The sequence below is a fragment of the Rothia sp. 11254D007BW genome (genome assembly GCF_053548195.1).
Genome location: NZ_JBPWPK010000001.1, coordinates 871,341 through 895,611, shown reverse-complemented (window position 1 = coordinate 895,611; position 24,271 = coordinate 871,341). Strand labels below are relative to the sequence as shown.

Genomic DNA, 24,271 nt, shown 5'->3' with positions numbered 1-24,271 from the left:
GGAGGGGCGCAGGCTCACAGCGAAGCTGTTGGCTCGGGGCTGGCGTGAATCGCTTGTGAGCGTCAGCGAACCAGCGAGAGGGTCGACAGCGAGTGTGAGCCTGCGAACCCCAACCTTTTAGCTTAGGAAACCCAGATCCTTCCGTCCTTGACCTCCACCGTGAACTCGGGCAGGGCGGTTTCTGCCGGGCCGCCTTGGACCGAGCCGTCCTCCAGTGAGAATACTGAGGCGTGGCAGGGGCAGGCCATGGTCTTTTCTTTCTGCGCGTTCAGCTGGCAGCCCTGGTGGGTGCAGACCGAAGAGAAAGCGTGGAAGGTGCCCTCGGTCGGCTGGGTAATCATCACGGTCACCCCGTCGTTGTTGGCCTGGATGACGCCGCCTACGGGGACGTCCTCAACCGCAGCCATGTCGGTGGCCTGCGCCGGGCGGCCGTCGTTGGCGGTCAGGCTCTCAGACTCGCCAGAAGACCCGCAGGCAGTCAGCAGCGCGGCACCGGCGCCCAAACCCGCAGTTCCCGCTACCGCCTGGCGGCGGGTGAGCCCGCGCTCACCGGCCTCGACCTGCTCAGCGGGGGCGGGAGCGTCCTTGTTTTCCTTCTGACAACCACAGGTAGTGCACATAGTTGAACCTTACTTTGTAGATGAATGTCTAACCCGGGCAAAAACATCAGCCAGGTCAGGGGCTATAAGTTCAATCTGCCACTGGCGTGCCCCAAGTTCAAGCAGGGCTACCCTAAGTTCCTCAACGGACGACCCGGCAGGCGGGTCCCAGCACAGGCGGCGCAGCACATCGGGGGCAAGGACGTTCTCCTGCGGCATGTTTAGGCGCTCGCCCACAGCGAGTACCGCAGGTTTTGCCTCAGCAATGAGCAGGGCAGACTCGGGGCGCTTGACCTCCCACGCCTTCAGCGGCGGGGGGCCGGACGCCGGGGTCGTGAAGGGGACGGGCTCCGCCTCCTTCTTCGCGTCCGCCAGGGCCTTCAGCCAGCGCGGAGCCTCCCGTTTGAGAGCGCGGGTTTGAAAGCCGGGAATCTGCAAAATAGCCGGGACGGTGCGCGGCATCAGCCGGGCAGCAGTAATCAAGGAGGCGTCGGGCAGCAGGCGCTTGGGGGCAACGTCCTTCTTCTGCGCCAGGTGCTCACGCTCGTACCAGAGGTTCCGCAGGGCGGTGAGCTGGCGGCGGGTCTTCAAATCGCGAATGCCCTTAGTCTTGCGCCAGGGGTCGGGCTTCTCATCACGCTCAGGGTGCTCACACACGTAGCGGAACTCCTCAAGCGCGTAGGCCAGCTTGCCCTGGGCCCGCAGCTCATCTTCCACCGCATCGCGCAGATCAAGCAGAATGTCAACGTCGAGGGCAGCGTAGTTGAGCCAGGCTGCGGGAAGCGGGCGGTGGGACCAGTCCACCGCCGAGTGCTCCTTGGCCAGCTTGTAGCCCAGCAGGTTTTCCACCATGAAGCCCAAACCAACGCGCTCAAACCCGGCCAGGCGTCCGCCCAGCTCCGTATCAAAGAGAGCATCGGGGTACATGCCAAGGTCAGCCAGGCAGGGCAAATCCTGGGTCGCAGCGTGGAGCACCCACTCGGCCCCGGCCAGGGCGTCGTTAATCAGGGTGAGGTCATCAAAGCTCTCGGGATCAATCAGAATCACCCCGGAATTACCTCGCTTGAGCTGCACTAAAAAAGCCCGCTGACCATAGCGAATACCAGATGCGCGCTCGGTATCAACCGCCACGGGCCCGCTTTCTGCCGCCAGAATTTTAGCTACGCGGTGTAAGCCCCGCTCGGTATTAATGACGCTCGGGGTGCCTCCCTCAGGCTCATCGAGGTAGACCACATCGGGGATATTAATCCCCTCGGGTAAATCAAACTGAGAACCTGTTCCCCCTACAGGTTGCGCCACCATAAAACTCCCTCCCGGTGGAAAACTACCTCCCCATTATGCCAGGTTTTGCCCAGCCCTACCGGGGTGAGCGTTGTCCGCTCACCCATACCCCCCCGGGCAGAGAACCTACTCAGCTACCGGCTTCTCGTGCAGGGTCAGGCTGATGGAGTTAATGCAGTAGCGCAGATCGGTGGGGGTGTTATAGCCTTCCCCTTCAAAAACATGGCCCAGGTGCGAATCGCAGGCAGCGCAGCGCACCTCAACGCGCACCATGCCCAAGGAACGGTCCTCGATGTAGCGCACCCGGTCAGCGGCCAGTGGCTCAAAGAAAGAAGGCCAGCCGCAGTGGCTCTCAAACTTCTCGGTGGACCGGAACAGTTCTGTGCCACAGGCCCGGCAGGCATAGACGCCCTCGGTGGTGGTGTCCCAATATTCGCCGGTAAAGGCCCGCTCAGTACCGCCCTGGCGCAGTACGGCGTACTCGTCGGGCTTAAGGACCTCTTTCCAGTTCTTGGCGATAGCCCCAAGGCCGGGGAGTGCATCACTCATGGCGTGCTCACTTTCTTAACCGCGGTATTTCTTCACCAGTATAAGCGGGCGCTGGCCAGGCTTATTCCCGTAAACTAGGCACCATGGCTAGCACGCACGAATCTACCACCTCAGCTCGTACTCTCACCCTGGCCACCGTGGCTGGTGCCGCAGGGGCCGCCGGCGCAACCCTGGCCTTCGCTGCTGCCCTGGGTACCGCTGGGGTTGCCACCCACTTCGCCCGCAAAATTGTGGTTCCCCCCAAGGCCCCGGTGGAGGACGTCCGCGTGCACTCGGTGGGGTACAGCAGCGTTGAGATGAGCGAAGAACAGCCTCCCACCAGCATCCGTATCGACGCCACTGAACGCACAACAGCCCCCGGCCACTACGGCTTTTACTTCTCGGGTGGGGCGGGCTTTGCCCTACTGGGAGAGGTCATCTCTTACCTGCCCGCAGAAAACACGGTGGTACGGAGTATCGAAAAAATTTACCGGGGCGATATCGCAGGTATTAAGCGCGGACGCCTGACCGGCGTGGTTGCCACCGACCCCGCTATGGCCGGCTATCGGGCTGAAGATATTGAGCTGTCCCTGCCGGTAGGCCCCGCCCCTGCCTGGGTCGTACACCCCGGGGCGGCACTGGGCGAGCAAACAACGGAAGGCCAAGCAACTGACGAACCCGGTACCCCTGAACCGAGCGACACCTGGGCCATCATGGTGCACGGCATGGGAGCAACCCGCGCCGAAACCCTGCGCGCCCTCGACGCCACCCAGGCCCTGGGCCTCACCAGCCTGCACATGAGCTACCGCAACGACCGCGAAGCACCCGCCAGCGAAGACGGCCGATACGGTCTAGGCTTCACCGAATGGCGGGACGTCGAAGTCGCCATCGACTACGCCCTGGCCCACGGCGCTCGCAGCGTAGTGCTCTTTGGGTGGTCTATGGGCGGGTCAATCTGCATGCAGACCGCCGACCTGGCCCGTAACCGCCGGGCTATTCAAGCCCTGGTGCTGGACGGCCCTGCCCTGGACTGGCTTGAGCTCATCCAGTACCACACGCACCTGAACAAGATCCCGCTGCGCATCGGTCAGCTGGGTGTACAGATGATCACCCATCCCGCCCTCAGCACCCTCACCGGCCTGAAAGAACCCATCAGCCTGCAGCAGATTTCCTGGCCTCACCGGGCAAGCGACATCACTGTGCCCACCCTGATCATGCACTCGGTCGATGACACTTATGTGCCCTACCAGCCCTCACAGGCTCTGGCAGAGCTATCGCCCCTAGTGGACTTTGTACCCTTCGACAAGGCCCCCCACACCAGGGAGTGGAACGTAGACCCCCAGCTCTGGTTCGATACCGTCACCGGCTGGCTAAGCAGCCGCAATATCGGCGTAAGCCCCCTGCGTCAGCGCAACCAGGTCATCGGCAGCTAGCTCCACATCCAGGCCGCGCCGCCCTCCCGACACCAAAATCGTGTCAAAAAGCTGGGCAGTTTCGTCCACCAGGGTAGGGTGAGCCGTCTTCTGCCCCAGGGGAGAAATACCGCCCACCACATACCCGGTGCGCTTCTCCGCCACATCAGGGGCAGCCATCTTCGCAGACTTCCAACCCAGCGCAGCCGCAGCAGCCTTCACATTCAGCTTGCCACCCACCGGCACCACACAGACCGCAAAATCCTTCTCGTGGGTAATCATCAGGGTCTTAAAAACCTGCTCGGGGGAGCGGCCCAGCTTTTCGGCAGCCTCCAGACCAAAGTTGGTTTCACCGTCCACATGCTCATACTCGCGCACCTCAAAAGCGGTACCGGTCTGCTGCAACAGAGCCAGAGCAGCCGTAGCCGCCCCCTTCTTCTTCGCCTTCGCCACCGTTTCTCTTCCCTTTCACTCACGTCAATAGGTATGCACCTACCAGCCTAAAACGAGAAGCCGCCCACCGGCGTCCGCCCAGGGGCTGACCAGCAAATCTGTGAACAAGCCAACCGGCTTAGAGTCAGCCCCGCACTAACCCCACCGCAACATTGGGCAACCTGCCCACCAGCTACTAGACTGTGGGTGTACGAATCACCAGCGCACCGTCGCGCCCAAGGGAAAGACCACACGTGGCAACTTACACCCACCTCACCGACCGCACCCCCCACGTCTCAGCCGACGAACTCCTCTCAGGGTTCAGGCCCTCAGAACGCTTCGGTGAAGTGTCTTTCAATACCTACCGCCCCGACCCTGCCCAGCCCTCCCAGCAGGCAGCAGTCGACGCCCTGCGCGCCTTCGGCGAAACCATCAACCGCGGCGGATCAACCAGCGGCGGCGGCTTCTTCGGCAAACTCTTCGGGGGCGGCAAAAAGAAGGACGACACCAAAGCCGGCCTCTACCTCGACGGCGGCTTCGGCGTGGGTAAAACCCACCTGCTCGCCTCCCTCTGGCACATGGTCGAAGGCCCCAAAGCCTTCGGCACCTTCGTCGAATACACCAACCTGGTCGGAGCCCTGACCTTCCGCAAAACCGTCGAAGCCCTCTCACACTACAAACTGGTCTGCATCGACGAATTCGAACTCGACGACCCCGGCGACACCGTACTCATGTCCCGCCTCATGCGCGAACTCGCCGAAGCAGGCGTCAAACTCGTCGCCACCTCCAACACCCTGCCCGGCGCCCTCGGCGAAGGCCGCTTCGCCGCAGCCGACTTCAAACGCGAAATCCAGGTACTCGCCGACCAGTTCGACGTGTTGCGCGTCGACGGCGAAGACTTCCGTCACCGCGGCCTACCCGCCGCCCCCGCACCCGTAGCAGAGACTGAATTCGACGCCCTCGTTGAAAACCGCTTCGGCTCCCTCAACACCGTCGCCATCGACGACTTCGAAGCCCTCATCGACCACCTCTCCCGCGTCCACCCCTCCCGCTACCGCCAATTCATCGACGGCCTCGACGCCATCGCCTGGCGCAACGTCACCACCATCACCCAACAAGCAGTAGCCCTGCGCTTCGTCGTCCTCGCCGACCGCCTCTACGACAAAGACCTCCCCATCATCGCCTCCGGCGTCCCCTTCGACCGGGTCTTCACCGAAGAAATGATGACCGGCGGCTACCAGAAAAAGTACTTCCGCGCGGTTTCACGCCTTACAGCCCTGGCGCGTGAAGGCATGCTAGACGAAACGGCGGCGTGAAACCACTCCGTTCGCTCTTGAGTGCTCGCGCGCTCGCACCCGCTCACTCCGTCTCGCCTGACCGCCCTGGCGCGTGAAGGCATGCTCGACGAAACGGCGGCGTGAAACCAGGACGCCGGGGCACACCAGCCTGCCTGCAGCAGGTAAGTGCGCCCCGGCGTCCTTGCGTAAAAACCGCCCTAGCCGGGGAAGCCCAGCTGTGCCCAGCGGTCGCGCGTCAGCTCAGCGGCGCGCATATCAAGCAGGGGAGTGGAACCGTCCTCAAGCGGGCGGCCCGGTTCGCTTTTCACTAACGTACGGAAATCGGTAAATCCAACCCTGCGAGCCACCCGCTCAGAGGCATCGTTATCAGCAAGCGCCTTCCAACTCACCCGATCAAGGCCAAGCCCCTGGGGGTCCAGGGCAAAGCCCACCATCATGCCTAGCGCCTCGGTCAGTAAGCCCTGACCACGGCTACCCGGTGCTAACCAGTAGCCGACCTCAGCCGAAGAACCCGTGATGTTAAAGAGACTCACTACACCTGCGAAAACCCCGCTCGCGTCGATGCCCCAGACCAGCTCATGCCCACTCTCGCTTGCCTGATGGGTGTAGGCAACGAAATCGCGGGCAGTCTCTTCCGTATAGTTCAGGGGCACGGATAGGCAAAAACGAATAATGTCCGGGTCCTGGCAAGCCTGAGCCATCGCCGCTGCATCGGCCTCACGCAAGGGGCGCAGGGTAAAACGTTCGGTGAGAAGCTGGGGGTGCATGAAAACTCCACGATGAATAGAAATGTTTTTTACAGTGTACGCGCTCAAAGATGTGTCGCAGGGCATAGAAGAAAAATTTTGAACTGGGCGGGGTTGCGGCGGTAAAAACCGCGAAAACACGCGGCAAAAAAGGGTTTACGCGAAGGTGCGTGTTGATTTGGCAGGAGCCAGAAAAGTGTGTAAAGTATTTACTCGTTGGTTCGGTTCCCCAAAGGAATTGAAACACAATGCGGTTGTAGCTCAGTTGGTAGAGCACCACCTTGCCAAGGTGGATGTCGCGAGTTCAAGTCTCGTCAACCGCTCGCAACACTCCTCGCGAGTGTCTAGCGCGATTGGCGCAGCGGTAGCGCACTTCCTTGACATGGAAGGGGTCACTGGTTCGATCCCAGTATCGCGCACTGGATGAAAATCCATTGCAAATAATTGCATATGCGGTTGTAGCTCAGTTGGTAGAGCACCACCTTGCCAAGGTGGATGTCGCGAGTTCAAGTCTCGTCAACCGCTCCACGTAAGCCCCGGTTCTAAGAGCCGGGGCTTTTGCATCGATATCTACCACTTGATAGAGTGTTCACCATGTATTTCGCAGCAGCTATCGCTAAGCCCTGGACCCGCCGCTAAAGGCGGCTTACACCTAGGGTTCAATCTCTTCAGCCGCCGTTCCATCACCCCAGATGAACGGGTACATAGTCGTACCCTCAACGGACTAGAGAGAATATGCGAAACAACAAACGTCACCCCGAAGAACCTCAAACATTAGGCTTTGTTACTCACCAGAGCGGAACATCCGCCACTGCACACATCAAGGCAGAAAACATCTCCGCCACTAGAGGCGGAAAATTACTGTTCTCAGATTTAAACCTGACAATATCGGCACATACCAAGATGGCGGTCGTTGGAGAGAACGGTACAGGGAAAAGCACCCTGCTCAAAATACTGTCAGGCCTAGAAAACCCCGACCTGGGTGAAGTGGCATCTCAGGGGACAATCGCTTTTGTTGGGCAGGATATGGCATTGACTGACCATCAAACTGTAGGCGAGCTCATCAAACTATCCACTCAGCATGCACACGCAGCACTTGCAGACCTCGACAGGGCATCAGAATTACTCGCGCTTGGGCATGCGGGTGCAGAGGCTGCCTACGCTCAAGCGCTAGAAAAAGCTAGTGCACTGGAAGCATGGGATATTGACAGAAAAATCGATCAAGCGCTCCACGGACTAAAAGCGTGTACAGACCGATCCCGAAACCTTAGCACCCTGTCGGTGGGCCAAAGGTACAGGGTGAGGCTTGCTGTGCTTCTCGGCGCAGGGGCAGATGTACTTCTACTCGATGAGCCAACTAATCATTTAGATAGAGAGTCGATTGAATTCCTGACTCAGTCCCTGAAGGAGCTAAAGAGCGGATTTGCGGTCGTCAGCCATGACCGGCAACTCCTGGTTGACGTTGCGCAGACTTTCTGCGATCTTGACCCGTCATTACAAGGGGTGCCCCAGGTCTACTCTGGTGGCTACAAAGGATGGCAGAAGGGAAAACGAAAAGACCGTATTGCGTGGGAGAAAACCTATCAAGACCACATCAACCGCACAGAAGAACTGAAACAGGCGGTTGAAGAGGCAGGGGCTAGGTTGCACACAGGGTGGCGGCCGCCCAAGGGGACGGGAAAGCATCAGCGAGCTACGCGAGCTGCTAATCATGTCAAAGCGTTCAAGCAACGTCTTAACGAGCTGGAAAGCTATCGCATTGAAGTTCCTGAGCCCCCGAGTATTCTGCAGTATCCAGAGGTGCGAATTGAGAAAGAAAAGCTACTGCTTGAAGCTAGCGATATCGCATATCTGGGGCGCAGTGCCCATGGCGTTAGCTTATCGCTAAGGTCCGGGCAAAAAATCGTGGTGACCGGTGGAAACGGGACCGGTAAATCAACTTTGATTTCCATGCTGGCAGGGGAGCTGTCCCCCACAAGCGGCAGTGTGACCGTAGCTCCTGAGGTGAAGATAGCCCTGTTGTCGCAAGAGGTGCCCCAGTGGAACCCAGAGCTAACCCCAGAAGATGTGTATCGGCAGAGCCTCATTCAAACAGGTACCTACGCGGAGTATTCGGACACACCGACTCTAGAAAGCCTGGGTTTACTGGCCACCGAAGCGCGTACCACCCGTGTTGGGCAGCTTTCCGCTGGCCAGCAAAGGAGACTCCACCTGGCAGTCACTATAGCTCAACGTCCTCACGTCCTGCTGCTCGATGAGCCGACCAACCACCTATCAATGACCCTGCTCGACCAACTTATACCCCATCTCAGGGGAACCCAGTCGGGTGTTGTTGTCGCAACTCATGACAGGTACCTTCTTTCCAAGGTAAGTGACTGGCAAGAAGTGCACCTGCAATAGTCTCGCCAGGTTGAAAGACCACCTACCCTTGTGTATAGTTATTCGAGTTGCGGTTGTAGCTCAGTTGGTAGAGCACCACCTTGCCAAGGTGGATGTCGCGAGTTCAAGTCTCGTCAACCGCTCTCTCGAAAACAACTCGTTTTCGCAACTCAGACCACGGTCTGAGCGTGTGGTGGGGTGGTCGAGTGGTTAGGCAACGGTCTGCAAAACCGTGTACGCGGGTTCGAATCCCGTCCTCACCTCCACGCGCGATTGGCGCAGCGGTAGCGCACTTCCTTGACATGGAAGGGGTCACTGGTTCGATCCCAGTATCGCGCACAAAGAAAGGCTCCCCGGCTTCGGCTAGGGAGCCTTTTGCTTACCCCGTATCATCAGAACATGCTGTGCAAGACTAGAACCATGCACCTGACCGTTACCCACTTCGGCTATAGCCCCCTCAAAGGTGCCCGCCATCAGGCACGCATTACAGCCGAGTTCAGCGCGTCCGGCCCTACCTTCAATCGCCGCTGGGCCCTCGTCTCACCCGCTGACCGCACAGTGCTCCGCACCGTTGCCCACCCGACCCTGATGGGAATTACCACCGATCTGACCGCCCGCGACGGAAAGACAGACCTCACCCTGCACATGCCCGGTGCAGGCAGCTACACCGTCCCTGCCCTCAACGAAGCTGCCACCTGCACCTTCACTTCCTGGGGTGCCGAGAAACAGCTTGCGGTCTACAAGCACCGGGTCAATGATGCCCTGAGCACCTACCTGGGCAAGCCCGTGGCCCTGGCTTTTGCTCCTCGGCAGAACCTGGTCTACGACGGCGCCCTATCACTTGTCGGCAGTGCGACCTTGGACGACATAGCCGCGCGGCTCAACCCCGAGAGCCCTCCGACCGCGGACGAGTTAGCTGCCAGATTGCGCTGCAACCTGGTGGTCGAGACCTCAACGCCCTACATCGAAGATAGGTGGCAGGGGACAACGCTGACCCTCCAGGCAGGATGCGGCCTGCCGGCTGAGCTGCACGATCTGCAGCTGGTTGCCGGCGAAGGTATCGGCAGATGCGCTGTGATTGACTACCAGCCAGAAACCGGTCAGCGCACAGCCAGACTTCTCAAGCTCTTGGCCTCCTACCGGCCCAGAAATCAGCGCGGTGAACCAACGATGGGTATATACGCGAGTCTCACATCTGTCTGACCCTACCCAATGAGCTGCATGGTGCTACAGAAACGTCCATTGAGTTGCAGGGCGGGGAATCAACCTACGCTCTGGCCGGTGTGGACACCTGGTAACAATCTGTGCCTTAGGGCACTTTTGGGTAGGGTGGTGTTGGTAACAACCCGCTGAAAGGACCCCACCGTGCATCGTCGCCTCTTTGCCTTCCTCTCCCTAAGCGCCCTGGCCCTGGCAGGCTGTAGCTCGCAGACTACGGAAAGTAGCGGGGCGGACGCCACCAGCCCGCAGAGTGAGCAAGGGCAGGTAGCCCCCGGGGAAGCGGGGCAGACGAGCGAATCGGGTACCCTGACTACGTCGGCAGCAGGTGGAGCCTGCGGCGAGGCAGACTGCGTCTCCCTGCTCTTCACCGGTGATTTTCTCATGCACAACATGCTCTGGGATCAGGCTGAAGCTGATGCAGCCGCAGCCGGGGCCACCGGATTAGATTTTAGGCCCCTCATCAGCGAGCAGAAGCCCTACCTGGATCGCGCAGACCTAGCGGTCTGCCAGATGGAAACAGCGGTTGCCACCGAAGACGGCCCCTTTTCTGGCTACCCCAACTTCAATGTGCCGCCCCAGATTCTGACCGCTGCCGCTGAAACCGGGTGGGATGTCTGCATGACGGCCTCTAACCATTCGTTCGACCAGGGTACTGAGGGGCTAGAGCGTACCTACCGTGCGGTTGAGGCAGCAGGTATGGGTGTTACTGGCACCTCGCTGACCGAAGAAGAAGCTGAACAACCCGATATCTTCACTACTGCCAACGGTGCGAAGGTAGCCATGATTACCGGCACCTACGGGCTTAATGGAAATGTGCCTGAACACTCCTGGCAGGTTGATATGCTCGACCCCCAAGCCATGATTGCCAAGGCAACCCGTGCTCGGGAGGAGGGGGCTGACCTGGTTATTGCCAATATGCACGCCGGTGATGAGTACGTGCATGAACCCTCCGAGCAGCAGGTCGAGGTGGCGCATGCTCTCGTTGATTCAGGGCAGTTTGACCTGATTGTGGGCCAGCACGCCCACGCCGTCCAGCCCATCGAGCACTACAAGGACACCTGGATTGTCTACGGCATGGGGAACAACCTCACCGAACTCTCACCCTCCTACGTAGCCAATAACGAAGGCATCATGGTTAACCCTATTTTTGAGCGAGGGGAGGACGGCACCTGGCAGGTGCGCGACCTGCGCTGGGTCTCTAGCACCATGGTTGATTCCCCGTCCTACCGCTACTGCATCACTTCACCCAGCCGCCCCGCTAGTGACTGCGTTGACGAAACCTACGCCCAGCAGTCCAACGCCCGTGTTCAGCAGATTGTTGAGTCCATGGGGGCGGCTGAGGCTGGCGCTCGCCAATGGAGCTAGGGTAAGCGGTCTAACCTATCGGCCCTCTCGTACTTGGCAGAGCAGACGCGTATAATCGATAGAGCGCCAAATAGAGCTGAGAAGGCTGGGCGTTTTTTCGATTTTTCCCCGACGTCAGGACGGCCGCGTGACCACACCCATGCTAGCGTCAGCAACCGACCACGGTCGCATGTACGCGCGCGCGGTTGGCGGGGAGCTACTGGTTCCATCTATCACTACGGTCATTGGGCAGCAAGCGAACGACCTCTCGGGCTGGCACGGCTATATGGCGGCCAAGGCCGCCCTCGAAGATCAGCGGTCCTACCGGGCCACTAGCTCAGCCGGGCTTAAGTTCGCGGTGATTCGGGACGCCGCAGCCGCCTCGGAGCGCTACCGCGACGCAGCGGCGGCGCGGGGGGACCGCGTGCACAACTATGCAGAGCAGGTTGCCCTGCGCGCCATGGGGCTGCCCCACGAAGTCGAGGGTTACCGGGAGAACCTCATTGCCCACGGCGAGCAGGCCTACGCCGACCGCTTCGATGAGTGGTGGGAACTCTACCGGCCCAAGCCCCTGGCTACCGAAGTCACCATTTGGAACGAGACGGTTGGTTACGCGGGCACCCTCGACCTGGTAGCCGAGATAGCCGGGCACACCTGCATCATTGATTACAAGACCAAGGGAACCGACCGGAAGGGGCGGGTGAAGCCGCTCGACGATAAGGTCGTCATGCAGTTGGTTGCCGGTGTTAAGGCTGAAGAAGCCCTCATCGACGCCGAGCACGGCACCTGGGAACCCTGGAAGCACGGGGGCGCAAGCATTTTGATGGGCGTGGCCCTGGGTGAGACCCAGGTGGTACCCCAGCAGGCCAACCCCCAGGTGCTAGAGCGCAACTGGTACAAGTTCTGCGCCCTCAAACGGGTCTGGGATCTCAACCGCGACCTCTCAGAAACCCCCGAAGATTCCCTCATGCCGGTGGTGCCGCCCCCGATTGCTGCCGGTACAGATTTACCCGACGCAGCGGCGTCCTAACCTCACCGACGAGAAAGAGAAGCATGACTATTCTGCCCATTCGCACTGTAGGCGACCCCGTGCTACGCACCGAGTGCGACGACATCACCGTATTTGACGCCGACCTGGAAAAACTGGTGGCTGACATGCTCGAAACCATGTACGACGTTGAGGGAGTAGGTCTAGCTGGGCCCCAGGTGGGTATCTCCAAGCGTATCTTCACCTTCGGCAACATTGATGGTCGCGAGGGGCACATCATTAACCCCGTGCTTGAGGTGGGGGACGAGCCCCAGGAGGGCGGCGAGGGCTGCCTGTCGGTACCGGGCCTGTCGGCTGCCACTCCGCGCAAGAACTGGGCTCGCGTGACCGGCGTGAACTGCAAGGGCGAGCCGGTGGTCTACGAGGGTGAGGGCCTCTTTGCCCGCATGCTACAGCACGAAACCGACCACCTCTACGGCACCATGTTCATCGACCGGGTTGAGGGCGAAGACAAGAAAAATATCTGGCGCAAGATTCGCCAGGCCGACTACAACCAGGTAGCCGCCGCTGTTCAGGGTGAACGAGCTGCCAAGACGTCATCGGGCTTTGGTGCCCTGGGCGGTTCCTTCGGTGTGGCTAGCCCGACCGGCGGGGCCCAGCAACCTGCCGCCAAAAAGCCCGGCGCTTTTGGTATCTAAACCTGCTGGTTCTTAAGTTTAAGTGGAAAGGTAAGCATGAAGGTTCTCTACGCCGGTACCCCGGAGGTCGCCGTCGCGCCTCTGAACGGCCTGCTTGAGGCGGGCTATGAGGTGGTGGGGGTGCTCACCCGCGAGGACGCCCCCGTGGGGCGCAAACGGGTGTTGACCCCGTCCCCGGTGGCAGCCCGCGCCCAGGAGCTGGGCCTGCCTATCATCAAGGCTAACCGCTGGTCCGATGAGGTTGCGGACGCCGTTGCGCAGCTGGGTGCCGATATTGCGGCGGTGGTGGCCTTTGGCGTCCTGCTGCCGCAGAGCGCCCTCGACCTGCTGCCCCAGGGCTGGATTAACCTGCACTTCTCGCAGCTACCTGCCTGGCGCGGGGCAGCTCCTGTGCAGCGGGCCCTAATGGCGGGGGAGACCGAGATTTTCTCCAACACCTTCCGTATTGATGCCGGTCTCGATACCGGCCCGGTTTTCCGGTCCGAATCGGCCACGGTGGGGGAACTCGATACTGCCGGGGATATGCTCAACCGCCTGGCTTCGACCGGCGGCGCCCTGCTGGCTGCTACCTTTGACGATATTGCCGCCGGTGCTACCGGCACCCCCCAGGCCGGGGAAGCTACCCACGCAGCTAAGCTCACCATTGCAGATGGCAAGGTGGATTTTGCCCGTTCCTGCGCTGATATTATTGCCCAGCTGCGCGGTGTGACCCCCGAACCCGGGGCCTGGGCAGAACTCGACGGGGCCCGCTTCAAACTCGGCATGGCCAAGACCAGCCAGGCGCAGCCTGTGGGAGAGCCCGGAACCCTCTTCTGGGCCGGTAAAAAGGTGGCCGTCACCTGCGCCGACGGTGCTCTAGAACTGACCCAGGTGCAACCTGCAGGCAAGAAAATGATGAACGCCGCCGACTGGGCGCGCGGTCAGGGCTCGGCCCTGGCAGAAGGGAAAGTGGTGCTGGCATGAGCATGAACGCAGGTGGACGCGGAGCAGGCGGACGCTCAAACGGCGGCAAGGGCCGGGCGGGGGCTAACCGATCCGGTGCTAACCGGGCTGGCCAGGGCCGTAGCGGGGCCCGCAAGCGCGATGACCGCACCCAGCAGGGGCAGGCCGGGGGCACTCCGAACCCCCGTGGCTCGCGCGGTAACCGCAACCCCGGTGGCGAACCCCAGGCCAAGCGCGGCGGCGGGGGAGAGACTCGTCGTAATGCTAAGGGGCACGAGCGCAACCGCAAGGCGGTCAAGGACCGGGCGTTTTCGGCGTCCGCCCCCTCACAGCGCGCCCGCACAGCAGATAGGGCCCGCGCCGTGGCCTTTGAGGTGCTGAGCGCTGTTGCCCTGGACGACTCCTACGCGAACCTGGTGCTGCCCAAGGCGATTCGTTCTGCCCGGCTTGATGCCCGCGACGCTGGCTTTGCCACCGAGCTGACCTACGGCACCCTGCGCAACCAGGGCACCTACGATGCGATCTTGGCTCACTGCGTTGACCGCCCGGTGGAGAAAATCGGTACCAAGATTCTGCTGGTGCTGCGCCTGGGCGTCCACCAGCTGGTGGCCATGCGCGTGCCCGACCACGCCGCCCTCAACCAGACGGTTGCCCTGGCCCGCGCCGAGATTGGCACCGGCCCGGCTAACTTTGTGAACGCGGTACTGCGCAGGGTCTCTGAGCGAACCCCCGAAGACTGGTACGCCCTCATCGCCGAAGAAGCCCCCGACGAGCTCACCCGCCTGGCCCTTGAGAAGTCTCACCCTGCCTGGGTGGTGCGCTCCTTCCGCCAGGCTCTGGCTGCTCACGGCCGTAACCCCGGTGAGGTTGAGGCCCTACTGGATGCCGATAATGCCTCACCCGTGGTCAACCTGGTTGCCCTGCCTGGCCTGGGAACCCTGCACGAAGCCCGCGCCGCCGGTGCCGAGGACGGTCCTCTGGTCGAGGGCTCCGCCCTCTACTCGGCAGGCGACCTTGCCCGCCTTGAATCGGTGCGGGAGGGGGTTGTGCGAGCCCAGGACGCCGGCTCCCAGCTGGTTGCCCGCGCCCTGGCTGACGCCCCCCTTGAGGGCAGCGACAGCAACTGGCTTGACCTCTGCGCCGGCCCCGGCGGTAAGGCTGCCCTGCTCGGTGCCCTGGGCGCCCAGCGCGGGGCCCGCCTGTTAGCCAATGAAGCTGCCGAGCACCGGGCCGAGCTGGTGCGCCGCTCCCTGGCCCCGCTGCCGTCCGCCTTCTACTCGGTAGTGGCCGGTGACGGCCGCCAGATTGAGCGCACCGTCGCTGCGGGTACCAACCTGCCAGAGGGAATGCCCAGCGATGTGCGCTTTGACCGCGTGATGGTCGATGTGCCTTGCTCCGGTCTGGGCGCCCTGCGCCGCCGCCCCGAAGCCCGCTGGCGCAAGAGCCCCCGCGACATCGCTGAACTGCTGCCCCTGCAACTCGACCTGTTTAAGGCAGCAGCATCAGTTACCCGCCCCGGCGGCCTGATTGCCTATGTAACCTGCTCACCCCACACGGCTGAAACCCAGAGTATTGTTCACGATATTCTGCGCAAGGTCGATGTAACCCTGCTGGACTCCGGTGCTGCCCTGCGGGCCGTTGCCCGTACAGATGAGGCGGGGGCGTCCGTCCTTGCCGGGGAACTGGACCCGGCTTTCACCCCGGAGGCCCCCAAGGGCGCGACCCTAGCTGAGGGTGCTACGACCGCCCAGCTCTGGCCGCACATCCACGGCACCGACGCCATGTTCTTCGCCCTCTTCCGCAAGAACTAGGCTCCTGAGCTTTCACTGAACACAAGGGGACCGCAAAACCTAAAAAGGACCGCAAAACACGCGGTCCTTTTTAAGTTTTGCGGTCCCCTTAGGACACAGGACGACTAGAGAACCATCGCCGCTACCCAACCTGCAATCAGCAGGGGGATGTTGTAGTGGATGAAGGTGGGAATCACCGAATCGCGGATGTGGTCGTGCTGGCCGTCCACATTCAGACCTGCGGTGGGGCCCAGCGTAGAGTCAGAAGCGGGGGAGCCCGCGTCGCCCAGGGCACCTGCGGTACCGATAATGGAAACCGTAGCCAGGGGTGAGAAGCCCAGGGCCAGGCAGAGGGGCACGTAGATGGTGGTGATGATGGGCAGGGTAGAGAAGGACGAGCCGATACCCATCGTCACAATTAGGCCCACCACCAGCATGGCCATGGCAGCTGCTGCCTTGTTGCCCGCAAAGAGGTCAGCCACGGTGGTCACCAGGGGGTCAACGTCGCCGGTGGCATCCATGACCGCAGCGAAACCCTGGGCTGAAATCATGATGAAGCCAATCAGGGCCATCATGCGCATACCGGCGGTAAAGACGTCGTCGGCCTCCTTCCACTTGACCGCGCCGGTGACCATGAAGATGGTCAGACCGACCAGAGCACCGACCAGCAGGGAGTTGGCCTCGGTACCCATGGACTGCATGACTACCTGAACCACGAAGGTTGCAACAATAGCGATGATCGCAACGACCACGTTGAACTTCTTGACCTCGGTGGTCACGGTTTCAGTGGGCGCCAGCTCAATGGTCTGGTAGGTGCGGGGCTTGCGGTAGCTGAAGAAGACCGCAATCAGCAGGCCAACGACCATGCCCAGGGCGGGGATAGCCATGGCGGTCATGACGTTAATGCCGCTGGTATCCATACCGGCTAGTTTGATGTTGCCCAGCAGAATATCGTTGAGGAAGATCGCGCCGAAGCCTACGGGCACGTACATGTAGGTGGTGACCAAGCCGAAGGTGAGCACACAGGCAATGAGCCTGCGGTCTAGCTTCAGGCGGTTAAAGACAGCCAGCAGGGGCGGAATAATCAGCGGGATGAAGGCGATATGAACGGGAATCAGGTTCTGCGACATAATCGACATGGCCAGAATACCGGCCAGCAGTAGCCACTTGACGGTAAATTCGATGCGATGGTTGGTCTCTGAGCTTTCTGAGCCGACCTTGGCAATGATGCCGTTGGCGATGAGCTGGGGCAGGCCCGAGCTTGAAACCGCCATGGCGAAAGCACCGAGCAGGGCGTAGGAGAGCGCCAGCATAGCGCCGCCGGAGAGCCCCTCCTGGTAGGCGACCATGGTGCCGTCCAGTCCGAGCCCGCCGAGAAGACCACCCACGAGAGCTCCGATGAAGAGCGCCAGGACGACGTGTACGCGTGCTGCGGAGAGGACGAGCATGACCAGGACCGCAAGCAGAACCGAGTTCATATAATCCAAACCTTTGAATAAGTATGTAAAAGACCGTACAAAGTTTAGTCTGCCCGGCCTATTCGCTAGCCCTCAAAACCACCAGTTGGACTGTGACGGGCCTTGCTTTCTGTGCCCTGTGCCTTCTCGGCACTACGATGGGTATAAGACCGGCAACGAAAGGACCCCCATGACCTGCCTGATTAACCCTTCCATTTTGAGCGCTGACTTCTCCCGGCTGGGGGAGGAGCTCACCGCTATCTCGACCGCTGACGCCGCCCACATTGATGTGATGGATGGCCACTTCGTTCCCAATTTGACCTGGGGGCTGCCGGTCGTGAAGCGCCTCAAAGAGGTCTCGCCCATTCCCTTTGACGTACACCTGATGATTGAGGACGCTGACCGTTGGGCCCCTGCCTACGCTGAGGTTGGTTGCGAGTCGGTGACCTTCCACGCCGAGGCCGCTATCGCTCCCATCAAACTGGCCCGCACCCTGCGTGAAAGCGGTGCTAAGGCGGGCATGGCCCTGCGCCCTGCCACCGGCGTTGAACCCTACATGGATATGCTCAGTGAACTCGACATGCTCCTGATTATGACCGTTGAACCGGGCTTCGGCGGCCAGGCCTTCCTTGACGTCACCCTTCCCAAGATTAAGCGGGCGGCCGCCGCCATTGAGAGCTCAGGGGCTGAGGTGATTCTGCAGGTTGACGGTGGTATCACCGAAGAAACAATTGTGCGGGCGGCCGAGGCTGGTGCCACCTGCTTTGTTGCCGGTTCATCTGTCTACGGTGCGGACGACCTCGAAGCCGCTATCGCGGGCCTGCGCCGGGCTGCCGCGTCCGCCCATACCCACTAGGATGCCATGACCCAGAACCTTACTCCCCTTGAAGAAGCCGACCGCGAGCTGGCCCGTGCCCAGGAGCTCATCGCTGCCGGGCAATTGGCCGACGCCCTGCCCGCTCTGCAGGCCGCCGCCGGTGGTTTTGAGAGTGCTGGTGAAGTCTTCGGGCAGATTCTTGCCCTGAAAATTTTGAGCGAGGTCAACCGCGACCTGGGGAATCTCGCGCCAGCTCTCACAGAAGTCACCCGTGCCCACGCCCTGCTGGCCGATGCTAAACCTGATGCCGAGCAGTTGCCCGACTTCGCCACCGAGGTGGGTTCCCTGCATGCTGAACTGGGCGACTTTGAGCGCTCCAAGACCTGGTACGCCCAGGGGCTGCGCGGCTATGAAGCTCAGGGGAATGCCGAGGGTCAGGCCCATAACCTGGTGGCTCTGGCTGGGCTTGCCCGGCAGGCCCAGGATGAAGCTGGTGCCCAGGGCTATCTGGCCCAGGCGTACGGGCTGTACGCCGCGGGCAATCACACGGTGCAACTCATGCACGTGCGCAATGCCCAGGCTCAAGGGTTGCTGGCGGTGGGGGATACGGACGCTGCCCGCCCCCTGCTCACTGAAGCTCTTGATCTTGCTGAGGAGCTGGGCGACCAGGCTTTTCTCGCCGAGACCTACCAGCTGCTTGCCCTGGTCACAGCTCAAGAAGGGGACGCGGACGCCGCCCAGGGCTACTTGGAGCGGTCGGCGCAGCACTACGCCGCCGCTGGGGATACCGATAACGAGGCCTTTGTGAAGGAGCTGCTGAACCGGCTCCGCGGCAGCTAGTGAGCCTTAGGCCAGGTTCTTCTCGGCCCGCTCGGCAGCCTGCTCGTTGCCCATGGAGCGGTGGATGGTGGCCAGCATGGTGTAGTAGGCTGCGGCGTCCTCTGACCCGGCAACCAATACGGGCTTGGCTAGGGTCAGTACGTTCAGGGCCTGCTTGCCCTGGCCCTCGTCCAGCAGTTTCTGGGCGCCCTTCACAGCGCGGGCGACAGCCTGCTCGGGCTTGCGCTTGACCAGGTGCGCCACGGCACCGTGCTCCTGCTTGAAGGTGGTATCACGTTTTTGAATATTGGCGGGTTTCGCGTCAGACACAGCTCACCTAAGGTCGGGGTAGAAAACTTTATGCACCTCAAGTGTAGCGACTGATGACCATCTCGGGGTTAGACGAGCTGCCTACCGCGGGTTTCAGGCAGCAGGAAGGTTGCGCCAGCTGCCGTGCAGAAGGCTAGAGCAAACAGAACAAAGAGCCCCGAAATACCCACTAGCGGCAGCAGGGCGGGCACGAGTAGGGGAGCGGCGATAGAGGCTAAACGGCCGAACCCGGCAGCCGCACCCGTGCCGGAACCGCGCAGGTGGCCGGGGTAGAGTTCTGGCCCGATGGCGTAGAGGGCACCCCAGGCACCCAGGTTGAAGAAGGAGAGCATGCAGCCGCTAGCTACCAGTGCCCAGACCTCGTGCGATAGGCCGTAGGCCACCGCTGCCAGCGCTGAGCCCAGCAAGAAGGTAGCTAGGGTAGAACGCCTGCCCCAGCGCTCAATCAGCCAGGCGCTCACCGCATAGCCCGGTAGCTGGGCCAGAGTCATGATGAGGGTAAAGGTAAAGGAGCTGACCAGGCTAAAGCCCTGCTGAATCAGTAGCGAGGGAATCCAGATAAAAGCCCCGTAGTAGGCAAGATTGATGCAGAACCAGATGACCCAGAAGGCAAGGGTGCGGCGGCGCAGCGCCGCTGACCAGATGGAGGTTGCCCGAGCCAGCTCGGCCGAATCCTGCCCGGCAGCGGTAGCGGCAGGGGCGGACGGCGTCCGCGCAGCTTCTGCCCGCAAGGGCGGGGAGGCAGCGAAACCAGCGACCACGGACCTGGCGCGGGCCAGGTCGCCGCGTCGGGTGAGAAAGCGCACCGATTCGGGGAGTCCCCACCGCACCACCAGGGCGTAGAGGGCAGGGACGCAGCCGATGGCAAGAGCCCAGCGCCAGCCGTCCTCTGAGCGGCTCACGATAAAGGTTCCAATCAGGGCAGCGAGAATCCAGCCGACCGCCCAGAAGGCTTCAAGAACAACGACCATACGCCCGCGCACAGCCCGCGGGGCAAACTCAGAAATATAGGTGGAGGCTACCGGCAGCTCAGCGCCGAGCCCCAACCCCACGATGAAACGCAGCACCAGCAGAATGGTAAAGGTCGTAGCGAGGGCAGAAAAACCGGTAGCCAGCCCGTAGACCAGAAGCGTGCCGGCAAAGATTGCGCGCCGCCCAAACCTATCCGATAGACGCCCGCCCAGGGTGGCACCAATCGCCATGCCCAAAAACCCGATAGAGCCCAACAGCGATGCCTGCCCCGAGCTAATACCCCAGTGGGCAATCAGGGCAGCCATGACGAAGGAAATGAGGCCGATGTCCATGGCATCGAGCGCCCAACCAATACCGGTTACTCCCAGCAGGTGGGCGTGACGGTGGGTGACGGGCAGCTGGTCGAGGGTGGCGGTGAGCTGTTCGGCATTCAGGGAGTCGGTGTTGAGGGCGTCGGCAGTCGTGGCGGTAGCGCGGTGGCCGGGTGCGGACGCCCGGGGCTGGTTTTCGTGCGGGGAAGTCATGTTGCTCAGGGGGGGCAGGGAGTAAGGTCACACTGACGTTATCAGCAGGGGCTTCGGGGAAGGCCCCGCACCCGACCAGATAGCGGGAATAAGTCACAATATGACGGTTACAGACCCCAGCCGTGCTATAACTTGAAGTGTAAAAGAAAAATATCGTGCTCCGGGACCCGGTGAAAATCCGAACCTGCGGTGACAGCCCGCTAATTGACGGCACACATCAGTGCCTGATACCTGCAAGGTGGAATTCCTTGGCAGACAGTACAGTCTGGATGGAAGGTAGCACGAGCAAACCGTAAGGTACCCCTACCGGTACCTGCCGTACCCGCTTGCCCGGCCCACCGGCGTTCTCACCGACGCCCACCGAAGCCAGCCAACCCCGGGTACCCTCGATTTGTTCTCCCGGAGCCACTCGCTTTGGGAGTTTTTTATGGATTTCTTGCGGTGGCTCTTCGACGCTCAAATTGCGATTGGCGAAAACCAGTCCCTCTTGGTGCGCGAAGTCCTTGGCAACATCTTCGGCCTACTATCAGCCCTCGGCGGTATGCGCCGTAAGGTCTGGGCCTGGCCCGTCGGTATTCTCGGCAACCTGCTGCTGCTCACCGTTTTCTTGGGCACCGTGTTTGGTTCAACCTACGGTACCGCTAACCTGCTCGGCCAGGCAGGCCGTCAGGTCATGTTCATTGCTGTGTCCGTGTGGGGCTGGTACCGCTGGAACCAGACCCGCAAGACCGGCGAGGCCGGCCAGGCTGCGGTGGTTCCCCAGTGGGCCAGCTGGAAGGAACGCGCTTTCATGATCGCTTTCATGCTGATCGGCACCGGCGTGCTGACCCCGATTTTCCGCGCCCTGGGCTCCTATGAGCCGGTCTGGTCTGACGCCTGGATCTTCACCGGCTCCCTGCTGGCCACCTTTGGTATGGCTAAGGGCTGGGTGGAGTTCTGGCTGGTCTGGGTTGCTGTGGACGTCGTCGGCGTGCCCCTGCTCTGGTCAGCAGGCTACTACGCCAGCGCCTTCATGTACCTCTTCTACGGGGGCTTCACCCTGGTTGGTTTCTTCGTTTGGTGGCGCACCCGCAACCAGGAGGCCGCCAAGGTTGAGGTTGAAACCGCCTTCCCCGACCCCACCGTGGACGTGCGCTAGGCGGTAGCGTCCGTTAGTGACAGTGGCCCCTGGGCAGCTGAAAATGAACCTTCAGCTGCTCATGGGCCCTTTTGTGTCTAGGAACTGACTGTCGATTGTCATAGACAGGTAATTTTTAGCAGACAGGCATGTTTTTTCCTAAGCTTGATTGAGTCTTCTACGATCACAAATCATGCAGTTCAATGGAGAAAAAGCATATGCCCCAAAGACTCTTCCGTGCCCTGGGCACAGCCCTGCTAGCCACCTTGGCCCTTACCTCCTGCGGGGGCGGGGACACCGCTACCGTCAAGAGGGTTATCGACGGCGATACTATTGAGGTTGAATACCAGGGGAAGGAGGCCACCGTCCGCCTCCTCAATATCGACACCCCAGAAACTAAACACCCCAATAAGAATGTAGAATGCCTAGGGCCTGAAGCAAGCCAATTCCTGACCAACATGTTGCCCGAGGGAACACAAGTCACCCTTGAGTTTGATAAAGAAAAAACTGATAAATACGACCGTCTGCTCGCTGGAGTGTATAAAGAAGACGGAACCTTCGTCAACGAAACAATAGCCAAAAACGGTTTTGCCACAGCTATCAAAATTGCACCTAACGAGAAGTTCTATCCCCAAATCCTCAAAGCACAAGAAGAAGCCATGGAATACAATCGGGGAATTTTCGATCCCGCTAGTTCATGTGCACTGCCAGGAATGCTCAGAGAAGCTACCCAGGCTGTAGAAGAAGCTACAAGTCCTGAAGACCTCATAATAGCTGTTGAAGCAGCACTAAAAATACTTACAACGCTTGAAGAAATCAGTGCTGATGGATCGGAAGAGTATCTGAAGAACCTCCTTCAGGCCGAAACCATGTCTTCTCTTATTGGCTCACTCAAGTCCGCACTTGAATTAAGGAACCGTGACTATCTGAGGGCTGTGCAAACTGTTGAAAGTGAAGCGGCTGAAAAGGAAGAAGCCCAGCGCCAGGCTGAAGCTGAACGCAAGGCTGAGGAGGAGCGCCAGGCTGCTGAAGCTGCCGAAGCTCAGAGGCTAGAAGCAGAAAGGGCCGCTCAAGCTGAAGCTGAACGAGTAGCTGCTGAACAGGCAGCTGCGGCCCAGGCTGAAGCAGACCGGATTGCTGCCGAGCAGGCTGCTGAGGCTGAACGTCAACGTCAAGCCCAGCTAAACCAGCCGCCTGCACCTGCCCCAGCTCCTGTACCTGCCCCTGCGCCCGTCCCTAATCCGGCACCTGGCCAGAACCAGCCTGCCCCACCGCCGGCCCCTGCGCCTGCACCTGAGCCGGAATCTAACCCCTATCCCGGTTACACAGGTCCTCGCTGTTACGCTCCCGGCGGTAAGACCTGGACTCCCTGCCCTAACCGATAAGTAGCAACTCGGCAGAAAACCGACGCCCGCCCTCCTGCCCTGGCTTGGGGCAGGAGGGCTATTCTTTGTCTTCACCTATGCAATAGAACATATTTGTAGTACTCTAGTAGCATGCAAGGGTGGACGGTTGAAGTAAGTTTAGTTCAAGACTGGCTCATGGAACTGCCTAGCCAAGAGTATCTTCATGTGCTTGCAGCTCTTGAATATCTTGGGTCTGTAGGGCCTCCTGGTGGCAGGCCCTTTATTGATCGCATTACCGGTTCGTCTCTACACAACCTCAAAGAATTGAGGCCCCGAGGACATGCAAAAAATATTAGAATTCTATTTATCTTTGACCCAGAACAACAAGCAATTCTGTTGGTAGCTGGTGACAAAACCGGCCAATGGACCAAATGGTACAAACAGAACATCCCCCTTGCTGAGAAACGTTACGAAGAATACCTAAGGAAGCGCCGTGACAACGCTTGAAGAACTGAAACAAATGCGACCGGTTGATTCCCAGGAATTACAAGGCCTGGTTGATGTCATGCATGCTGAAGCCCATGTATACCAACTGCAAAAACTGCGTAAAGATCTAGGAATGACGCAGACCGATCTGGCTGAAAAAATCGGTGTCTCCCAAAAAAGAATTTCCCAAATGGAAAAGGGAGACATTGGGAGCGTGAGTCTCAAAACCCTCCATAAATACATCACAGCACTTGGAGCAGAACTTACTGTGTCGGCTAGTTTTCCGGTGGGTACGAGCCACACAATCTACAGCACCCGGTAAGTAGGCCCCGACGCCCGCCCTCCTGCCCTGGGGTAGGAGGGCGGGCGCGTCCTTACCGGGAAATGCAGGGCACATGACCGAAAGATGAAATCTCCACCTGCCCGGTAACGCCGCAGCTTCAAAGAGCGGTACTCTAGAAACCGTGAAGAACTTTGAAACCCTATTCGCAGAACTGGCCGAAAAGGCCGAAACCCGCCCCGAGGGCTCCGGAACCGTCGCTGAACTCGACAAGGGCGTCCACTTCATCGGCAAAAAAATCGTCGAAGAAGCAGCCGAAGTGTGGATGGCCGCCGAATTCCAGTCAGATGCCGAATTCGCAGAAGAGGCTTCACAACTGATTTACCATTTGCAGTGCATGATGATCGCCAAGGGACTGACTCCCGAAGATATCTACAAGTACCTCTAAACCCCACTGCAAAGGAA

General features: G+C 60.4%; 24 protein-coding genes, 6 tRNA genes and 1 riboswitch. Of the genes, 22 read left to right on the top strand and 8 right to left on the bottom strand.

Going from position 1 to position 24,271, the window contains the following annotated elements:
- Positions 1-122 precede the first annotated feature (122 nt).
- The 3 genes from ACEE43_RS04040 to msrB form a co-directional block, all read right to left on the bottom strand.
- Positions 123-620 carry a Rieske (2Fe-2S) protein gene (locus ACEE43_RS04040; protein ID WP_449107386.1) on the bottom strand — a complete coding sequence of 166 codons (498 nt, stop codon included), beginning with the start codon at positions 618-620 and terminating at the stop codon, positions 123-125.
- A 9-nt stretch (positions 621-629) separates the two neighbouring features.
- Positions 630-1,901 carry an HRDC domain-containing protein gene (locus ACEE43_RS04035; RefSeq protein ID WP_449107387.1) on the bottom strand — a complete coding sequence of 424 codons (1,272 nt, stop codon included), beginning with the start codon at positions 1,899-1,901 and terminating at the stop codon, positions 630-632.
- Positions 1,902-2,006: 105 nt separating this feature from the next.
- A complete protein-coding gene (gene msrB / locus ACEE43_RS04030; protein ID WP_449107388.1) occupies positions 2,007-2,429 on the bottom strand; it encodes a peptide-methionine (R)-S-oxide reductase MsrB in 423 nt (140 codons plus the stop codon).
- A gap of 83 nt (positions 2,430-2,512) precedes the next feature.
- On the opposite strand from msrB, the gene ACEE43_RS04025 reads away from it, so the two are divergent.
- Positions 2,513-3,841, top strand: a complete 1,329-nt coding sequence (locus ACEE43_RS04025; protein ID WP_449107389.1) for an alpha/beta hydrolase family protein — start codon at positions 2,513-2,515, stop codon at positions 3,839-3,841.
- Here the strand turns inward: ACEE43_RS04025 and ybaK are convergent.
- Positions 3,779-4,273, bottom strand: a complete 495-nt coding sequence (ybaK, locus tag ACEE43_RS04020) for a Cys-tRNA(Pro) deacylase (RefSeq protein ID WP_185173059.1) — start codon at positions 4,271-4,273, stop codon at positions 3,779-3,781. The genes ACEE43_RS04025 and ybaK overlap by 63 nt on opposite strands.
- 233 nt (positions 4,274-4,506) lie before the next feature.
- Between ybaK and zapE the strand changes: the two genes are divergently transcribed.
- Entirely contained in the window at positions 4,507-5,568 is a 1,062-nt protein-coding gene (gene zapE / locus ACEE43_RS04015) for a cell division protein ZapE (RefSeq protein WP_449107390.1), read from the top strand.
- Between the two features lie 179 nt (positions 5,569-5,747).
- Here zapE and ACEE43_RS04010 read toward each other — a convergent pair whose 3' ends face one another.
- Entirely contained in the window at positions 5,748-6,317 is a 570-nt protein-coding gene (locus ACEE43_RS04010; protein ID WP_237236219.1) for a GNAT family N-acetyltransferase, read from the bottom strand.
- A 229-nt stretch (positions 6,318-6,546) separates the two neighbouring features.
- On the opposite strand from ACEE43_RS04010, the gene ACEE43_RS04005 reads away from it, so the two are divergent.
- The 13 genes from ACEE43_RS04005 (at position 6,547) to ACEE43_RS03945 (ending at position 15,679) form a co-directional block, all read left to right on the top strand.
- A tRNA-Gly gene (locus tag ACEE43_RS04005) sits at positions 6,547-6,619 on the top strand.
- A 24-nt stretch (positions 6,620-6,643) separates the two neighbouring features.
- A tRNA-Val gene (locus tag ACEE43_RS04000) sits at positions 6,644-6,715 on the top strand.
- Between the two features lie 33 nt (positions 6,716-6,748).
- A tRNA-Gly gene (locus ACEE43_RS03995) sits at positions 6,749-6,824 on the top strand.
- A gap of 207 nt (positions 6,825-7,031) precedes the next feature.
- Entirely contained in the window at positions 7,032-8,696 is a 1,665-nt protein-coding gene (locus ACEE43_RS03990; RefSeq protein ID WP_449107391.1) for an ABC-F family ATP-binding cassette domain-containing protein, read from the top strand.
- A gap of 49 nt (positions 8,697-8,745) precedes the next feature.
- Positions 8,746-8,818, top strand: a tRNA-Gly gene (locus ACEE43_RS03985).
- Positions 8,819-8,867: 49 nt separating this feature from the next.
- A tRNA-Cys gene (locus ACEE43_RS03980) sits at positions 8,868-8,941 on the top strand.
- Position 8,942: 1 nt separating this feature from the next.
- Positions 8,943-9,014 (top strand) — tRNA-Val (locus tag ACEE43_RS03975).
- A gap of 81 nt (positions 9,015-9,095) precedes the next feature.
- Positions 9,096-9,878, top strand: a complete 783-nt coding sequence (locus ACEE43_RS03970) for an MOSC N-terminal beta barrel domain-containing protein (protein WP_449107392.1) — start codon at positions 9,096-9,098, stop codon at positions 9,876-9,878.
- A gap of 162 nt (positions 9,879-10,040) precedes the next feature.
- Positions 10,041-11,261, top strand: coding sequence for a CapA family protein (locus ACEE43_RS03965; protein WP_449107393.1), 1,221 nt, complete (start codon positions 10,041-10,043; stop codon positions 11,259-11,261).
- A 127-nt stretch (positions 11,262-11,388) separates the two neighbouring features.
- Positions 11,389-12,270 (top strand): cytochrome, encoded by an 882-nt coding sequence (locus tag ACEE43_RS03960; protein WP_449107394.1) that lies wholly within the window; start codon positions 11,389-11,391, stop codon positions 12,268-12,270.
- Between the two features lie 23 nt (positions 12,271-12,293).
- Positions 12,294-12,926: a peptide deformylase gene (gene def, locus ACEE43_RS03955; RefSeq protein ID WP_449107395.1), complete on the top strand. Its 633-nt coding sequence runs from the start codon at positions 12,294-12,296 to the stop codon at positions 12,924-12,926.
- A 36-nt stretch (positions 12,927-12,962) separates the two neighbouring features.
- Positions 12,963-13,889: a methionyl-tRNA formyltransferase gene (gene fmt / locus ACEE43_RS03950; protein WP_449107396.1), complete on the top strand. Its 927-nt coding sequence runs from the start codon at positions 12,963-12,965 to the stop codon at positions 13,887-13,889.
- Positions 13,890-13,891: 2 nt separating this feature from the next.
- A complete protein-coding gene (locus ACEE43_RS03945; protein WP_449107406.1) occupies positions 13,892-15,679 on the top strand; it encodes an RsmB/NOP family class I SAM-dependent RNA methyltransferase in 1,788 nt (595 codons plus the stop codon).
- A gap of 104 nt (positions 15,680-15,783) precedes the next feature.
- Here the strand turns inward: ACEE43_RS03945 and ACEE43_RS03940 are convergent, their stop codons facing one another.
- Positions 15,784-17,136 carry a Na+/H+ antiporter family protein gene (locus tag ACEE43_RS03940; RefSeq protein WP_449107397.1) on the bottom strand — a complete coding sequence of 451 codons (1,353 nt, stop codon included), beginning with the start codon at positions 17,134-17,136 and terminating at the stop codon, positions 15,784-15,786.
- A gap of 169 nt (positions 17,137-17,305) precedes the next feature.
- On the opposite strand from ACEE43_RS03940, the gene rpe reads away from it, so the two are divergent.
- Both rpe and ACEE43_RS03930 read left to right on the top strand, forming a co-directional pair.
- Entirely contained in the window at positions 17,306-17,971 is a 666-nt protein-coding gene (rpe, locus tag ACEE43_RS03935) for a ribulose-phosphate 3-epimerase (protein ID WP_237204836.1), read from the top strand.
- A gap of 6 nt (positions 17,972-17,977) precedes the next feature.
- Complete coding sequence (locus tag ACEE43_RS03930; RefSeq protein WP_449107398.1) at positions 17,978-18,772, top strand: hypothetical protein; 795 nt, start codon at positions 17,978-17,980, stop codon at positions 18,770-18,772.
- A 6-nt stretch (positions 18,773-18,778) separates the two neighbouring features.
- Here the strand turns inward: ACEE43_RS03930 and ACEE43_RS03925 are convergent, their stop codons facing one another.
- Positions 18,779-19,081: a hypothetical protein gene (locus tag ACEE43_RS03925; RefSeq protein WP_237195670.1), complete on the bottom strand. Its 303-nt coding sequence runs from the start codon at positions 19,079-19,081 to the stop codon at positions 18,779-18,781.
- Between the two features lie 68 nt (positions 19,082-19,149).
- Positions 19,150-20,577, bottom strand: a complete 1,428-nt coding sequence (locus tag ACEE43_RS03920; RefSeq protein WP_449107399.1) for an MFS transporter — start codon at positions 20,575-20,577, stop codon at positions 19,150-19,152.
- 152 nt (positions 20,578-20,729) lie between these two features.
- Positions 20,730-20,863: riboswitch (FMN riboswitch) on the top strand.
- Between the two features lie 141 nt (positions 20,864-21,004).
- Between ACEE43_RS03920 and pnuC the strand changes: the two genes are divergently transcribed.
- The 5 genes from pnuC to ACEE43_RS03895 all read left to right on the top strand — a co-directional run bounded on the left by pnuC (position 21,005) and on the right by ACEE43_RS03895 (position 24,254).
- Positions 21,005-21,715, top strand: a complete 711-nt coding sequence (gene pnuC, locus ACEE43_RS03915; RefSeq protein ID WP_449107400.1) for a nicotinamide riboside transporter PnuC — start codon at positions 21,005-21,007, stop codon at positions 21,713-21,715.
- A gap of 197 nt (positions 21,716-21,912) precedes the next feature.
- Positions 21,913-23,079, top strand: coding sequence for a thermonuclease family protein (locus ACEE43_RS03910; RefSeq protein ID WP_449107401.1), 1,167 nt, complete (start codon positions 21,913-21,915; stop codon positions 23,077-23,079).
- A gap of 156 nt (positions 23,080-23,235) precedes the next feature.
- Positions 23,236-23,547 (top strand): type II toxin-antitoxin system RelE/ParE family toxin, encoded by a 312-nt coding sequence (locus tag ACEE43_RS03905; protein WP_237218410.1) that lies wholly within the window; start codon positions 23,236-23,238, stop codon positions 23,545-23,547.
- A complete protein-coding gene (locus ACEE43_RS03900; RefSeq protein WP_237201042.1) occupies positions 23,534-23,848 on the top strand; it encodes a helix-turn-helix domain-containing protein in 315 nt (104 codons plus the stop codon). The genes ACEE43_RS03905 and ACEE43_RS03900 overlap by 14 nt, the downstream gene beginning before the upstream one ends.
- Positions 23,849-23,990: 142 nt before the next feature.
- Entirely contained in the window at positions 23,991-24,254 is a 264-nt protein-coding gene (locus ACEE43_RS03895) for a phosphoribosyl-ATP diphosphatase (protein ID WP_135012131.1), read from the top strand.
- Positions 24,255-24,271: the final 17 nt, after the last annotated feature.